15 protein-coding genes and 1 riboswitch are annotated in these 15,391 nt (G+C 40.9%); of the genes, 10 read left to right on the forward strand and 5 right to left on the reverse strand.

What is annotated here, in order from left to right; translation table 11 throughout:
* Positions 1-13 precede the first annotated feature (13 nt).
* Positions 14-133, forward strand: a riboswitch (TPP riboswitch).
* Positions 134-220: 87 nt separating this feature from the next.
* From thiC to FTV17_RS08160, 6 genes are all read left to right on the forward strand, one after another.
* The gene (gene thiC / locus FTV17_RS08135) at positions 221-2,116 is read left to right on the forward strand and encodes a phosphomethylpyrimidine synthase ThiC (RefSeq protein ID WP_035263924.1); all 1,896 of its coding nucleotides are present in this window, start codon (positions 221-223) and stop codon (positions 2,114-2,116) included.
* Between the two features lie 73 nt (positions 2,117-2,189).
* A complete protein-coding gene (locus FTV17_RS08140; RefSeq protein WP_035263922.1) occupies positions 2,190-2,816 on the forward strand; it encodes an NUDIX domain-containing protein in 627 nt (208 codons plus the stop codon).
* A gap of 3 nt (positions 2,817-2,819) precedes the next feature.
* Entirely contained in the window at positions 2,820-3,626 is an 807-nt protein-coding gene (cpdA, locus tag FTV17_RS08145) for a 3',5'-cyclic-AMP phosphodiesterase (RefSeq protein ID WP_179998880.1), read from the forward strand.
* Between the two features lie 206 nt (positions 3,627-3,832).
* Positions 3,833-4,354 carry an RNA polymerase-binding protein DksA gene (dksA, locus tag FTV17_RS08150; protein ID WP_179998881.1) on the forward strand — a complete coding sequence of 174 codons (522 nt, stop codon included), beginning with the start codon at positions 3,833-3,835 and terminating at the stop codon, positions 4,352-4,354.
* A gap of 59 nt (positions 4,355-4,413) precedes the next feature.
* Positions 4,414-5,277: a tRNA glutamyl-Q(34) synthetase GluQRS gene (gluQRS, locus tag FTV17_RS08155; protein WP_257219909.1), complete on the forward strand. Its 864-nt coding sequence runs from the start codon at positions 4,414-4,416 to the stop codon at positions 5,275-5,277.
* 79 nt (positions 5,278-5,356) lie between these two features.
* Positions 5,357-5,611 carry a zinc-ribbon domain-containing protein gene (locus FTV17_RS08160; RefSeq protein WP_179998883.1) on the forward strand — a complete coding sequence of 85 codons (255 nt, stop codon included), beginning with the start codon at positions 5,357-5,359 and terminating at the stop codon, positions 5,609-5,611.
* Positions 5,612-5,627: 16 nt separating this feature from the next.
* Here FTV17_RS08160 and ftsW read toward each other — a convergent pair whose 3' ends face one another.
* From ftsW to FTV17_RS08185, 5 genes are all read right to left on the reverse strand, one after another.
* Positions 5,628-6,824 carry a putative lipid II flippase FtsW gene (gene ftsW / locus FTV17_RS08165; protein WP_179998884.1) on the reverse strand — a complete coding sequence of 399 codons (1,197 nt, stop codon included), beginning with the start codon at positions 6,822-6,824 and terminating at the stop codon, positions 5,628-5,630.
* 10 nt (positions 6,825-6,834) lie between these two features.
* Complete coding sequence (gene murD / locus FTV17_RS08170) at positions 6,835-8,190, reverse strand: UDP-N-acetylmuramoyl-L-alanine--D-glutamate ligase (RefSeq protein WP_179998885.1); 1,356 nt, start codon at positions 8,188-8,190, stop codon at positions 6,835-6,837.
* A gap of 150 nt (positions 8,191-8,340) precedes the next feature.
* On the reverse strand, positions 8,341-8,589 hold the full coding sequence (locus FTV17_RS08175) for a DUF6587 family protein (RefSeq protein ID WP_035263913.1): 249 nt from the start codon (positions 8,587-8,589) through the stop codon (positions 8,341-8,343).
* Positions 8,590-8,613: 24 nt separating this feature from the next.
* The gene (gene feoB, locus FTV17_RS08180) at positions 8,614-10,470 is read right to left on the reverse strand and encodes a ferrous iron transport protein B (RefSeq protein WP_092767324.1); all 1,857 of its coding nucleotides are present in this window, start codon (positions 10,468-10,470) and stop codon (positions 8,614-8,616) included.
* Positions 10,467-10,718 carry a FeoA family protein gene (locus tag FTV17_RS08185; RefSeq protein WP_092767423.1) on the reverse strand — a complete coding sequence of 84 codons (252 nt, stop codon included), beginning with the start codon at positions 10,716-10,718 and terminating at the stop codon, positions 10,467-10,469. The genes feoB and FTV17_RS08185 overlap by 4 nt, the downstream gene beginning before the upstream one ends.
* A 170-nt stretch (positions 10,719-10,888) precedes the next feature.
* Between FTV17_RS08185 and xerD the strand changes: the two genes are divergently transcribed.
* The 4 genes from xerD (at position 10,889) to thrC (ending at position 15,360) form a co-directional block, all read left to right on the forward strand.
* Positions 10,889-11,806, forward strand: a complete 918-nt coding sequence (gene xerD, locus FTV17_RS08190) for a site-specific tyrosine recombinase XerD (protein WP_092767326.1) — start codon at positions 10,889-10,891, stop codon at positions 11,804-11,806.
* 109 nt (positions 11,807-11,915) lie between these two features.
* Positions 11,916-12,731 carry a DsbC family protein gene (locus FTV17_RS08195; protein ID WP_179998886.1) on the forward strand — a complete coding sequence of 272 codons (816 nt, stop codon included), beginning with the start codon at positions 11,916-11,918 and terminating at the stop codon, positions 12,729-12,731.
* Positions 12,732-12,855: 124 nt separating this feature from the next.
* A complete protein-coding gene (locus FTV17_RS08200; RefSeq protein WP_035263907.1) occupies positions 12,856-14,160 on the forward strand; it encodes a homoserine dehydrogenase in 1,305 nt (434 codons plus the stop codon).
* Between the two features lie 60 nt (positions 14,161-14,220).
* Positions 14,221-15,360, forward strand: a complete 1,140-nt coding sequence (gene thrC, locus FTV17_RS08205; RefSeq protein WP_092767330.1) for a threonine synthase — start codon at positions 14,221-14,223, stop codon at positions 15,358-15,360.
* The last annotated feature ends 31 nt before the right edge of the window (positions 15,361-15,391 follow it).

Below are 15,391 nucleotides of genomic sequence, written 5' to 3' on the forward strand. Positions count from 1 at the left end.
GTTAATATTTTGGCATCGCTTGACGGAGCGCGAGTAATAACTCGCTGAGATCACCTAAAACATTGTTTTGATGGTGAGTACCGTTGAACCTGATCAGGTTAATACCTGCGTAGGAATCAAGCCATCTAAAAACTTTGTTCTAGATTATTCATTCAGGATAATTCCGCCACCGTTTTTGGTCGTGCTTGATTCGTTGATGTCATTCATAAGGATCATTGCAATGAACCAATTAACGAATCTTTCAAATACAGATCTCTCTGCTCAACATGAGCAAGATGCTCAAGATCTTACCCGCATTTTACCAGCGTCAAAAAAAGTCTATGTTCAAGGTTCTCGTCCAGATATTCGCGTACCCATGCGTGAAATTGCACTCTCCGATACACCAACGGGCTTAGGCGGTGAGTATAATCCTGCTATCATGGTGTATGACACTTCAGGTGTTTATACCGACCCTGAGATTCAAATTGATTTAAATCGAGGCCTACCAAACCTCAGAGATACATGGATTGAAGAGCGCGCAGATACAGAACAACTCGCGACATTAAGCTCAAAATTTGGGCGAGAACGTCTTCAAGATATTCGTACAGCTGGCATTCGTTTCGCACATATTCAGAAACCTCGTCGAGCTAAACCAGGACATAACGTTACGCAAATGCATTATGCTAAGCAGGGTATTATCACGCCTGAAATGGAATACATTGCGATTCGAGAAAACCAAAAACAACGCGAAGGTGTGGATACTCGCCAACATGTTGGTCAAAACTTTGGTGCAAAAAACTTATTAGAAATTACACCTGAATTTGTACGCCAAGAAGTCGCTGCAGGTCGTGCCATTATTCCTGCCAATATCAATCACCCTGAACTCGAACCGATGATTATCGGACGCAATTTCTTAGTGAAAATCAATGCCAATATTGGCAACTCAGCACTGGGTTCATCCATTGATGAAGAAGTGGCAAAAATGACATGGGCAACACGTTGGGGTGCTGACACCATCATGGATTTGTCTACAGGTAAAAATATTCATGAAACACGCGAGTGGATTATTCGAAATTCTCCTGTACCTATTGGAACTGTTCCGATTTATCAAGCATTAGAAAAGGTGGATGGAATCGCAGAAGATCTTACATGGGAAATTTTTAAAGACACTTTAATCGAACAAGCTGAGCAAGGGGTTGATTACTTCACGATTCATGCTGGTGTTTTATTGCGCTATGTTCCTCTCACAGCCAATCGCTTAACGGGCATCGTTTCACGCGGTGGTTCAATCATGGCACAGTGGTGTCTTGCACATCATAAAGAAAATTTCTTATACACCCATTTTGATGAAATCTGCGAGATCATGAAAGCCTATGATGTGTCATTCAGCTTAGGTGATGGTTTACGCCCTGGGTGCATTCAAGACGCCAATGACGAAGCCCAATTTTCCGAACTGCGTACATTAGGAGAATTAACCCATCGAGCTTGGGAGCATGATGTGCAAGTCATGATTGAAGGTCCTGGTCATGTTCCTATGCATATGATTAAAGAAAATATGGATTTACAACTTGAGGTTTGTAAAGAAGCACCTTTTTATACATTAGGACCATTAACAACAGATATTGCACCTGGTTATGATCATATTACTTCAGCAATTGGTGCAGCCATGATCGGTTGGTATGGAACAGCGATGCTTTGTTACGTAACACCTAAAGAGCATTTGGGTCTACCCAATAAAAAGGACGTCAAAGATGGCATTATCACCTATAAAATTGCAGCACATGCTGCAGACCTCGCCAAAGGACATCCAGGTGCTCAAGTCCGTGATAATGCACTTTCAAAAGCACGTTTTGAGTTTCGTTGGGAAGATCAATTTAACTTAAGTTTAGATCCTGATACAGCACGTAGTATGCATGATGAAACCATGCCTAAAGAGGCACATAAATCAGCGCATTTCTGTTCGATGTGTGGACCTAAATTTTGCTCAATGAAGATTACCCAAAATGTGCGTGAATACGCTCAAAATCAGCAGTCTGATAATCTAGATCTCAAGTTAAATCAAGAGATTGAATCAGGTCTCAACGCGATGAAAAATGAGTATCATAAGCAAGGACAAAAGTTGTATCAGAAGCTGTAAAAATTAAAAAACCTGTTTTTCTTTAATGCAATCTCAGTTAGGATGAAATAAATTTTTGTCCTAACGTATACGAATGAAAATTCTTGAAAAAGCCACCTACAATAATAAAGATTTTAAGGTCCATTCTCGCGAATCCCTTTATCAAGGATTCATTCGTATAGAGAAAGTGAGCATCACACATCGTTTATTTGGTGAGAATACTTATACCCCAACAATTCATCGTGAATTAGTGCATCGTAAAGAAGCTGCTGGTGTACTCATCTACAATGATGCGCTCAAGCGCTTTGCACTGATTGAACAATTCCGAATTGGTGCAATCGATGATCCTATCTCCCCATGGCAACTAGAAATCATTGCAGGCGTATTAGATGGCGATGAATCACCTGAAACATGCATTCAGCGTGAGAGTTTAGAAGAATCTGGTTGTGAAATTCGTAATCTGGAACATTTATTTACCTTCTACCCTTCTGCTGGTGCGTGCGATGAAGTTTTTCATTTGTATGTTGCAGAAGCAGATCTTCCTGAGCAAGGCGGTATTCATGGTATGCCAGATGAAGGTGAGAATATCCAACTGCATATCTTAGCTTATTCAGATCTTGAACCATTATTGGCATCCAAACGATTGTGTAATGCACCTGTCATCATGGCTCTGCAATGGCTCAAACAGCACATTGCCACTACCTCTATAGCGCTGAGGTAATTTATGACGCCTTTAATCAAACAGAATAAAATTGATCAGCTCATTATCCAAATTACCGATACCCATCTCATGGATCATCCTGACACGCCGTTTGTTCAGATAAATCCTGAACAAAGTTTTCATGCAGTGATCAATGATATTTTAAATCGCTATCAAGACATTGATGCGATTATTCATACAGGTGACTTGGCACAGGTCCCACATGAGGCAACTTATCAGCGATATTTGAGTTTCATGAAAAATTTGAATATTCCATTTTATCAAATTCCAGGGAATCATGATGATGCCGAATATTTTCCTTTTGCAGCGCCTGATCCTATACCGGCCGTGTTAACTTTCGGAACGTGGAAAATCGTCCTATTAAATAGTGCTGTGCCCCACAAAGTAGATGGTTGGATTAAAGCAGAACAATTGAATCATTTATCAATGATTCTTCAGGAAACACAGCAGCACCCAGTCATTTTGGCGTGTCATCATCACCCACTTGAAATGAATTCCAAGTGGATTGATCGACACATCTTAAAAAATTCAGATCAATTGACACAGATCATGGCAGAATATCAACACATTCAAGCAGTGATCTTTGGACATGTGCACCAAGATTCGTTGAATGTCTGGAAAAATATTCAATTTTTATCAACGCCTTCTACCTCTGTTCAGTTTAAACCAAAGACTGAAGATTTTGCCTTTGATGACCTTGCACCAGGCTATCGCAGCCTGCTATTGAAAGCTGATGGTAGCTTTGAAACACGTGTTCATCGCCTACAAAATTTTGCGCAAAATATTAATAAAGAAATTTCAGGTTATTAGCTTTTCTTTTAAAGTGTTTTGGATTAAGTTATCTGTCCGAATGGAATCTGAACAGTCCAAAACAGATATTCATGGCTTTCATCTTTGATAAAAAATCTATATGATGACGCCCCCGATAGCAACAATCTATCGGAAGCGATAAAAACACTTGCATATCACCATATTTTTTGCGTACGCAAACACGCATATGATGAGGAATGCCCTTTATGGCGAATGACAACCAAAATCAAGTCTTGGAAGAAAACAACGTAGTTGCTGAAAAAGCAAAACGCGTGCGTAAGACCAAGCCAAAGACTTCCGAAGGCGGTACTACAGCGAGTCTATTTGGCATCGAGCCTTATCAGCCGAAAAAAAATGAAGAATACATGTCTGAAGGTCAACTTGAGCATTTCCGTCAAATTTTATTGGCATGGAAAGACGAGTTAATGTCAGAAGTGGATCGAACATTAAATACAATGCAAGATGAAAATACTGCACTGCCTGATGTAAATGACCGTGCAACGCAAGAAGAAGAGTTTGCGATTGAGCTTCGTACTCGTGACCGTGAACGCAAGTTAATTCGCAAAATTGAACAATCTATCGAAGCAATCAAAAATGATGACTATGGTTTCTGTGAAACCTGTGGGATCGAAATTGGCTTGCGTCGTTTAGAGGCTCGTCCAACTGCGACGCTTTGCATTGATTGCAAAACTTTAGCTGAAATTAAAGAGAAACAAAATAACGGTTAATCATGTTATTTAATAATCCTTCCCTAACCCCGCCTTTGATAAAGGAGGGGAACAACAGGATGGCTTATGTGGGTCGGTTTGCGCCATCGCCAACCGGCCCTCTTCATTTTGGATCACTCATTACAGCTGTTGCAAGCTATTGTGAAGCAAGATCTCATGCAGGCAAATGGGTTGTACGAATTGAAGATACAGACATCCCTCGCATATATCCTGGTAGTGAAGAACATATCTTGTCATGTATTGAAGCTTTTGGTTTCGAGTTTGATGACGAAATTATCTTTCAAAAAGACCGTTTAAACATCTATGAATCTGTCTTAAATGATCTTCAGCAACGTGACCTCACCTATGCCTGCCAATGTACACGCAAAATCTTAGGCTCTAATCACATCTATAGCGGTACTTGCCGCGATTTAAAACTATTACACGATCAACAAGCCATTCGGGTTAAAACATCAGACGAGTTGATTTGTTTTGAGGATCTTTTACAAGGTCAGCATTGCTCTAATTTAGCCAATGAATTAGGAGATTTTGTTCTTAAACGTCGCGACGGTATTATTAATTATCAGCTCGCCGTGGTTGTGGATGATTATCTACAAGGAATGACTCATGTTGTACGTGGTGCTGATTTGCTGGATAACACTGAACGACAAATTTGGTTAGGGCGATTATTGGGCTACCCTGAACTTCAGTATATGCATTTGCCCCTAGCAATGAATAAAGATGGTACAAAGCTTTCTAAGCAAAATTTAGCTTTAGCACTTGATCTCACCCAAGCCCCCCAACTCTTGAACAAAGCTATTCGCGCATTAGGGCAAGATCCCGTTGATCTAGATCAACCAAATCGCATGCTTCTACAGGCAATTCAACAATGGGATCGTATGAAAATTCCAGTTGGCACCACCATACAAGGTGTTTTTGAATAGTGTCCATACAGAATCATGCTTGTTATTCACCTGAAAATGTTTTTGAATTCCATTTAGATAGATTCATCAGGAGTTCATTATGTTTTTTATTTTTGGGGTAGGACCTAGAACCATCAAAACGGAAAAGGGGCAATTTCTATGCCCAGTCTGTCGTACATATAGCAATTATGAAATCAAACAACAACGCAATTATTTTTCTTTATTTTTTATTCCATTGATTCCACTATCCAAACCTAAATCAGGTCAAGTCACCTGTTTAAACTGTGGCACACATATGCCAACGATGGTATTGCAGCAAAATAGTACCCCACCATCATCAGATTTGAATGCTTAAGATACAATCGTGTATCTTAAAAGCTAGATACTTCCTTAGCCTGATTCTTTTCTTGGGTTGTTGCTTCAATTTTCAGCATTAAACTGACCATGACAGCACACATAATCAGAGATGAACCACCATAACTAATAAATGGTAAAGTTAAACCTTTAGTTGGGAGCAACCCCATATTCATGCCAGCATTTACCATAATTTGCAGAACAAAAATAATGCTAATCCCGTAAGCCAAATAACCCGCTCTCAAGAATTGATGTTGAATGGCACGATGCCCAATTCGAATACACGCACCCACCATAAGAAATGACAGTGCGAGAACAACCGTAATGCCCATGAAACCGAACTCTTCTGCCAAAATAGCCAACATAAAGTCCGTATGCGCCTCAGGTAGATAAGACATTTTTTGAATACTATGGCCTAAGCCTACCCCTAACCATTCACCACGACCAAAGGCCATAAGCGCATTTGAAAGCTGATAACCAGAACCTAAAGGATCTGCCCATGGATTGGTAAAAGACATTAAACGCTCGAAACGATAAGGCTCGAACACAACCAGCACTACAAATGCCATGATAATGGCACCCAATGCAATACCAAACTGGATTAGTGGCGCACCTGCAAGAAAGAACACACCTAACATCGTTAAGGCAACCACTACCGTTGCACCTAAGTCAGGTTCAGCAATAATCAAACCAACGGTACATAGCATTACTGTTGCTAATCGTGCTAGCCCTTTCACATTATTCCGCACTTCTTCTGCCCGACGGACAACATAATCTGCAGTAAAAATAGCCATCATCACTTTCGCAGCTTCAGTAGGCTGGAAGGTAAATCCTGCGATTCGAATCCAACGCGTCGAACCGTTCACTTCCGAACCGACTAATAACACCGCGACAAGCAATGCCATAGTCATCATCCATAACGGAAATGTGTTATTGAACCAGGTATTTAACGAAACTCGATAAACCAAAATTGCTGCGACAAACGCAACCACAATGGATATGGCATGGCGGATGACATAGTGGAATGGATTTTCATGCAATCTCTCTGCGTAAGGCATAGAAGCTGAACCAACCATCACCGTTCCAATACAGAGCAGTGCAATCACACAAAAAATTAGAACATTCCTTGATGTAATTTCACTTGGAATACGTGGTAACCAACGTTGGTAAACTTTATTCACTTTATCAATCGTTGTCTGAGCTGACTCAGCCATATCTTCGTCCTTATTGTTCTTCGTGCAGCGCATTCACACAAGCAACAAATTGATGTCCGCGTTGTGGATAGCCCGTAAACATATCAAAACTTGCACATGCTGGCGAAAGCAATACCACATCATGTTGCTGTGTATTTGCTTGGCATAATTTTACTGCTTCTTCCAATGACATAGCGTGAAGAATTGTGGTTGTGCCTTGAATTGCTTGTTCAATCACTGGCGCATCTTCACCAATGAGTACCGCGAGTTTTGCAAATTCCGTTAATGATTTTCTTAAAGCAGTAAAATCTTGCCCTTTACCTTGACCACCTAAAATGATGGCAACTTTAGCTTTCTGTACTGCGATCGCCGCACCTAAGCCGTCTAATGCTGCTAAGGTTGCCCCAATATTTGTACCTTTTGAGTCGTTATAATAACGAACACCTTGCACTTCTTTGACAAATTCGCAGCGATGTTCCAACCCCTTGAAGGTTTTCAAAGTTTCCAGCATGACCTCTAATGGTAGACCTATCGCTTCACCTAAAGCTAAACACGCAAGTGCATTTGCGACATTGTGTGTCCCTTGAATATACATCTCAGAACTTTTCAATAAACGTTCACGCCCCCTTGCTAGCCACATCGTGCCATCAGTATCTCTGAGTACACCATACTGATTCATATCTGGTGCATTGAGCCCAAAACTCTGCATTGGCGTAGCATCAGGTACTAAAGGACGTGTCAATGAGTCATCCCGATTAAAGACCACTTTCTTGACACCTTGAAAAATACGATGTTTGGCAGTGTGATATCCCATCATATCGCCATGACGATCGAGATGGTCTTCGCTCATATTTAAAACGACAGCAACTTCAGCATTTAAGTTCGACGTAGTTTCTAATTGGAAACTGGATAGTTCTAAGATATATAGCTCGGGATCATCTTTGGTTAAATCTAAGGCTGGACGTCCTAAATTCCCCCCTACAGCAACTTTTTTACCTGCATCTTTTGCCATTAAGCCGATCAATGTGGTCACTGTACTTTTTGCATTAGAACCTGTTATTGCAACAATAGGCTTTTCAGTCGCACGTCGTAAAATTTGAATTTCACTTACAACAGGAATGCCTTGTTCAAGCGCTGTTTGAATCACTGGCAGTTTAAGATCAAGCCCTGGACTGATAATAATTTCCTCAGCAGACAACAACATTTCTTCGTCAAATTTCCCAAAGCTAGTTTGGACTTCAGGTGGAATTTGATCATGTCCAGGTGGAGAGGTCCTCGAATCTGTTACTGCAACGTGATAGCCTTTTTCATGTAGAAAATTTACCGCAGCAACACCCGAAATTCCGAGTCCTGCGACAACTTTTAATCCACCACGCTGTATTAACATTTCTGCCCCATATTTTAGTCTAATTAGAAACTGTCGAAATGTTAGCACTTTGCTGCTTTGAATGCTTTTTTTGATTTCATAATCTTGACATTATTTTGTGTCCATGCGTAAAAAAACCGCCAATTTAGGCGGTTCTTTTATTGAAGTAAACTACTTCCATTTCACAGCTTGAGGGTTTAACTTGGGTGTTTCCTTGTCTGAAACAGGACAAGCGCAATTTCCGCCACAACCAGCAGTCATTTTGGGTTTAAGCCACTTTGATAGTGCCTTCCACCCTTTTCTTTCCGTGGCATCTGACAGTTTCATAAAGACTGAATTTGACGTCTGTGGAAAAACCTTTTTGAATACGACCAATGCACTCCAAAGGACCAATGCCGTAATAATTAGAATTTCAATCATCTCAGTCTCCTCAACTCTTCAGATTTAAGCTAACACGCTGGTCGCGACTTGATAGGTTAAAAACGACATAAAATACGCTAAACCAAATAAATAGACGGTCATAAAGCCAACTGTCTTCCAAGAACCTGTTTCGCGTTTCACTGTCGCTAATGTCGCCAAACAATGTGGTGCATAAATGAACCATACCAAAAGTGATAATCCTGTTGCTAAAGACCAGCCCAAATCCCCACCACTACTAATCAGTGATGCCAAGCCTTCCGACATCGCATCCTCATCAACAGCAGACAAAGCATACACGGTGCCTAAAGCAGCAACGACAACTTCACGCGCAGCCATGGCTGGAATTAAGGCAATACAAATCTGCCAATTAAAGCCTAATGGCGCAAAGATTGGTTGCATCAAATGACCTAACATCCCCGCAAATGAATAATCAATAGCAGGTAATGTTGCACCCTCTGGTGGTTGTGGGAATGTGCACAAGAACCATAATAAAATAGAAAGCGCAAAGATGATTCCACCGACTCGCTTCAAAAAGATTTTTGCTCGATCAAGCAAGCCAATCCACACGTTTTTCAAATCTGGAAAACGATAGCTTGGAAGTTCCATCAATAACATATGTTGAGATTTATCTTTTTGGAAAAACTTCAACACAAACGATACGATCAGTGCACTCACAATCCCTGCCATATATAGACCGAACAGCACTAAACCTTGAAGGTTAAATAGTCCCCAAACCGTTTGAGAAGGCACAAAAGCTGCAATCAACAACGCATAGACGGGTAAACGAGCTGAACAAGTCATCAATGGCGCAACAAAGATCGTGGTCAAACGGTCTCTTGGATCACTAATAGTCCGTGATGCCATGATTCCAGGAATTGCACACGCAAAACTCGACAGTAATGGAATAAATGCACGTCCCGAAAGACCTGCTTTATACATCAACTTATCAAGTAAGAATGCCGCTCGGGGTAAATAACCTGATTCTTCAAGCACCAAGATAAAGAAGAATAAGATGAGAATCTGAGGCAAAAAGACAACTACACCACCTGCACCCGCGATAATTCCATCAACCACTAAACTATTGAGTAATGGATGTGCAATATTCTCACCAACGACTTCACCCAACCAGCCAAAGAACGTCTCAATACCATCCATGAAGGGTGCCGCCCAAGCAAAAACTGCTTGGAAAATGATGAACATCATCACCGCTAAACTGAATAGACCAAGTACTGGGTGCAGAAAGATTTTATCGAGAAAAACTGAACGTTTATCATCAAATTCAACAAATTGAACGGCATCTTTGACAATCGCTTCAACTTTGTCGTGATCAGATCCTTTCAAACCTGTCAGCTCAGTTTGAGGAACAGCATATTTGCCATGATCTAGCGCATTCATCAGGTTTTCAATACCTGAGCGACGCACAGCAACCGTTTCTACAACTGGAATGCCTAAGCGCTCAGAAAGCTTTTGGGTATTGATTTGCATTCCACGACGACGAGCTTCATCCATCATGTTAAGTACGAGTAGCATTGGACGACCCAATTGGATCAACTCCAAAACTAAACCAAGGTGCAACTTCAGATTGGTTGCATCAACAACGCATAAAAATGCATCTTGATGACCTTCTTCCGCAATTTTCCCATAAACAACATCACGGGTGATTTCTTCATCTGGACTAGTTGCGTCTAAACTATACGTTCCTGGCAAGTCTAAAACACGAACCGCTTTACCTGAGTTTAGCGTGAAGTGACCAATTTTTCGCTCAACGGTTACACCTGCATAGTTACCTACTTTTTGGCGTGTTCCAGTCAAATGATTGAATAATGAAGTTTTACCACAGTTAGGATTACCAACAAGGGCAACACGCAACGCATCGCTCATGCCGACACTCCTTCTATTTCAATTTTTTGTGCTTCATTTTTTCTTAAGGCAAAGCGAGTAAAACCCACTTGAATGAGAATTGGATCGCCGCCAAACAGTCCTTTCGTAATGACTTGTACTTTAGTTCCGGAAACAAATCCTAGCGTTTCTAAACGACTTGCCACCATATCTGTAGAAGTACCATCTACAGTGCGATGCACTTGCGTAATGATGGCAGATTGTTTGACTTTCAAATCAGATAAACGCACCGTACCTAACCCTAAAAAATTTTGAACAGTATACATACAAATGAGAATTATTACCGCACTCTCATCAAGAATGATTCGCATCTTCTTATAACACATCGACATGCATAGAAAATTACACTACATTAGATAATCTCAATTAAATCAATCGAATTTCCCAATCGAATATCCCTATGATTAATAAGAAACCTCGAGTTCCTGCACCCATTCAAATTCCAGAACAACTTTCGTTCTTACACGGATTTCGAGATTATTTAATCGCTCAGTCTGTTAGCCCACACACCCGAAATGCCTATCTCACAGATTTAGTCCAATGCAGTACTCTGTTAACCAGCCCCATGACCTTATGGTCACATGATGATATTTCAGATGTACTGATTGAGCTCACCAAACAAGGGAAAAGTCCTCGATCAATTGCTCGCACTTTATCGGCACTTCGGTCTTTCTATAAATTTTTAAGAGAGCAAAATTTAAGAACAGATAATCCTATAGCCGCACATAAAACACCCAAGTTAGGACGAGCGTTACCTAAAGATTTATCTGAGCAAGATGTAGAATCACTCATTCAAGCACCAGATACAAACACAGCGTTAGGCTTGCGTGATCGCACGATGTTTGAAGTCCTGTATGCTTGTGGTTTACGCGTGAGTGAACTGATTAATTTAAGAATAGATCACATCAATCTCAATCAGGGTTTTTTGCGAATCTTGGGCAAAGGAAACAAAGAACGTTTAGTTCCTTTGGGGCAAATTGCTGTGGAATGGATTGAAAAATATTTAGCAGAAGCTCGTCCACAACTCTATAAAAGTGCTACAGATTACTTATTTCTGACCCAACATGGCGGGATTATGAGCCGTCAAAACTTTTGGTATGCCATCAAACGTTATGCCCTCCAAGCAGGTATAGCGACAGAGCTATCCCCCCATACATTAAGACATGCTTTTGCAACTCACCTGCTCAATCACGGTGCAGATCTTCGCGTGGTACAAATGCTCCTCGGGCATAGTGATTTATCGACAACCCAAATTTATACGCATGTTGCACAAATTCGCATGCAACAACTTCATGCTCAGCATCATCCCCGTGGCTAAGTCATCGATCTGAATTTTGTAGCACTGAGCTATAATTTACGATTTGAGAATATTTTTTGTTATGCTTAGCGCAGTAAAAATAATGCTGAAAACTTTAAAAGGGTTGTTTATGTTATTTACCCGTTCGAAAATTTTATTCGCTTCTACCCTTGCAACGACGCTTTTTATGAGTGCATGCTCCAAATCTGAAGACACACAAAAATCAGATGGTACTTTAACGGCAACTGCTCCAGCAACCGGCCAAGCATCAAATTTAACTGAGCGAAATGCGCAACAACGCTTGATTCAAAAGTTAGAGAAAAATTTTAAAACCGCAAATATCAATGCCAAAATTATCGACATTAAACCAACCGAAGTACCAAATCTTTACTGGGTCAATTTAGAGGGTATGACTGCGGTATACACTACTGCAGATGGTCAATATATTTTCCAAGGTGATTTACTACGTTTAGGTAATAAAAAAGTTGAAGATATTGGACAATCCTTCCAGTCGGCATTGAGTAAAGGGTTACTAAGCCAGTTAAAAGCTGAAGATCTCATTATTTATCCAGCTAAATCTAAAACCAAACATATCGTTTACGTTTTTACAGATATCAGCTGCCCTTACTGCCATAAATTGCATGAACATATGGATGAAATCAATTCTAAAGGAATTGAAGTTCGTTATATCGCGTGGCCACGTGGAGAACAGTATTTCCCAGCAATGGAAAGTGTCTGGTGTAGTAAAGATCGTAAAACTGCATTTGATCAAGCTATTGCAGGTCAACAATTGGACAATACCAACTGTGAAAATCCTGTTAAAGATCAGTACCAAATGGGTTTAAAAATGGGTGTAAATGGAACGCCTGCAATTTACAGCTCAGAAGGTGTTTATCTTGGTGGATACATGACAGCAGATGAAATACTACGTAGCTTAAATAACTAATATTTATGAGATAAATTACTGCTTTTTATACATCAATATTTAACTCGATTGACCCTAGAGTCTGCCTCTTTTTTTAGCTATGATCTAGGTTCAATAAAATTTTACATATTTTTTGGAGTGTGACGTGAAACCAGTTCGTCTGGCAATACTCGGTCTAGGAACCGTAGGTGGTGGTGCCCTTAAACTATTACAAGAAAACGCTGCTGAAATTAGACGTCGCACCGGTCGTGAAATTCAAATTACTTATGTGGGTACTCGTCGCCCTCGCCCAGATTTAAATCTTCCAGACTCAGTTAAACAAAGCGCCGACCTTCTTGATATCGTTCGTCAACCTGATGTTGATGTTGTTGTTGAAGTCATGGGGGGTATTCACCCTGCTTATGAAGTCATCAAAGAAGCAATTGTTCATGGCAAACAAGTTGTCACTGCAAATAAGGCGCTTTTAGCTGAACATGGTAACGAATTATTTAAACTTGCTGAAGACAATGCTGTGCAGATCGCCTATGAAGCAGCTGTTGCTGGCGGTATTCCAATTATCAAAGTAATTCGTGAAGGCTTAGCTGCCAATAAAATCGAATGGCTTGCAGGCATCATTAATGGCACAGGCAACTTTATCCTAAGTGAAATGCGTGAAAAAGGGCGTGCTTTTGCGGACGTTCTGAAAGAAGCGCAAGAACTAGGCTATGCTGAAGCAGATCCAACATTTGATGTAGAAGGGATTGATGCTGCTCACAAGTTAACCATTCTTGCTTCTTGTGCATTTGGTATTCCACTTCAATTTGATAAAGTTTTTACTGAAGGAATTGGTAAAGTTACTGCACAAGATGTGAAGTATGCTGAAGATCTTGGCTTCCGTATTAAGCATTTAGGTATTGCACGTCGTGCAGAAAAAGGCATTGAACTACGTGTTCACCCAACGCTCATTCCAGATGATCAGTTGATCGCAAATGTAAACGGCGTTAAAAATGCTGTTCTCGTACAAGCTAACGCAGTCGGCCCAACTCTATATTATGGCGCTGGTGCTGGTGCTGGTCCAACTGCTTCTGCCGTAGTCGCTGACGTTGTCGATATCGTTCGTGACATTTCTTATACTGAAGACGGTGCTGGAACTATTCCACAATTAGCATTTGAAGCACTCACAGACTTACCAATTCTAAGTCGTGAAGAAATGACAACGGGTTACTACATCCGCATTAATGCTGAAGATCAAACAGGTGTACTTGCTGAAGTTACTACGATCTTGAGTCGTGCAGGAATCAGTATTGATGCCATTATGCAGCAACCTCGCTTAAAAGACCTTATTCCTATCGTGATTCTGACAGATCCTATTGTTGAATCAAAAATGGATGAAGCGCTTTCACAAATTCAAGCATTACCCGTCATCCATGGCGAAATTGTACGAATTCGTTTAGAATCGCTTGATAATTAATCATCTCGGGTAGAGGGTACTGCTGCCCTCTCCAGCTCTACACACAATTGGAACATCATCATGTCTAATGCCAATCGTTACACTGGTTTAGTTGACCGTTATCGCGACCGTTTACCAGTGTCTGCAACTACTCGTGCAATCTCCCTAGGCGAAGGTAATACACCACTGATTAAGCTTGCGAATATTCCACGTTTAATTGGCAAAAATGTTGAAATTTATGTGAAGTACGAAGGCTTAAACCCGACTGGTTCATTTAAAGACCGTGGTATGACCATGGCAGTCACTAAAGCGGTTGAAGAAGGCTCTAAAGCGATTATCTGTGCATCTACAGGTAATACCTCTGCTGCCGCTGCCGCTTATGCTGCTCGCGCTGGTATTAAAGCATTCGTTTTAATTCCAGAAGGCAAAATTGCAATGGGTAAAATGGCTCAAGCAATGATGTATGGTGCGATCACAATGCAAATTCGTGGTAACTTCGATGACGGTATGCGCCTTGTTAAAGAAGTTGCTGACCAAGCCCCTGTAACAATCGTAAACTCAATCAACCCTTACCGTTTGCAAGGCCAAAAAACGATTGCATACGAAATCGTTGATGAATTAGGTCGTGCACCTGACTATCACTGCTTACCAGTAGGGAACGCAGGTAACATCACTGCACACTGGATGGGTTATACAGAAGCTGTTGCAAACCAACCTGCGGATCAATTTGAGCAAGTAATTTATGATGCTGAAACTGATCAATTCACTGGTCCTAAACCTGAAGGTTTACCGACGATGGTTGGCTATCAAGCTTCTGGTGCAGCTCCATTCTTACGTGGTGCACCTGTTCAAAACCCTGAAACTGTTGCAACAGCAATCCGTATTGGTAACCCACAAAGCTGGAACCATGCGAAAGCGGTAGTACGTGATTCTCAAGGTTGGTTTGATGAATTAACAGATGCTGAAATCTTAGAAGCACAACGTTTGCTTTCTATGTATGAAGGTGTATTTGTTGAGCCTGCTTCTGCAGCTTCGATTGGTGGTGCAATCCGCGATATTAAAGCGGGCAAAATTGCTGAAGGTTCAGTCATTGTTTGTACTGTAACAGGTAACGGTCTTAAAGATCCTGATACTGCAATCAAACAGTGTTCTGATGCAGTCATGCTTTCAATTGATGCAACGATGGATCAAGTACGCGATTCAATTTTGTCTAATATGTAAGATTGCATGATAAAAAACCCTGCAGATGCAG

Source organism: Acinetobacter sp. YH12239, assembly GCF_013417635.1.
GTDB lineage: Bacteria > Pseudomonadota > Gammaproteobacteria > Pseudomonadales > Moraxellaceae > Acinetobacter.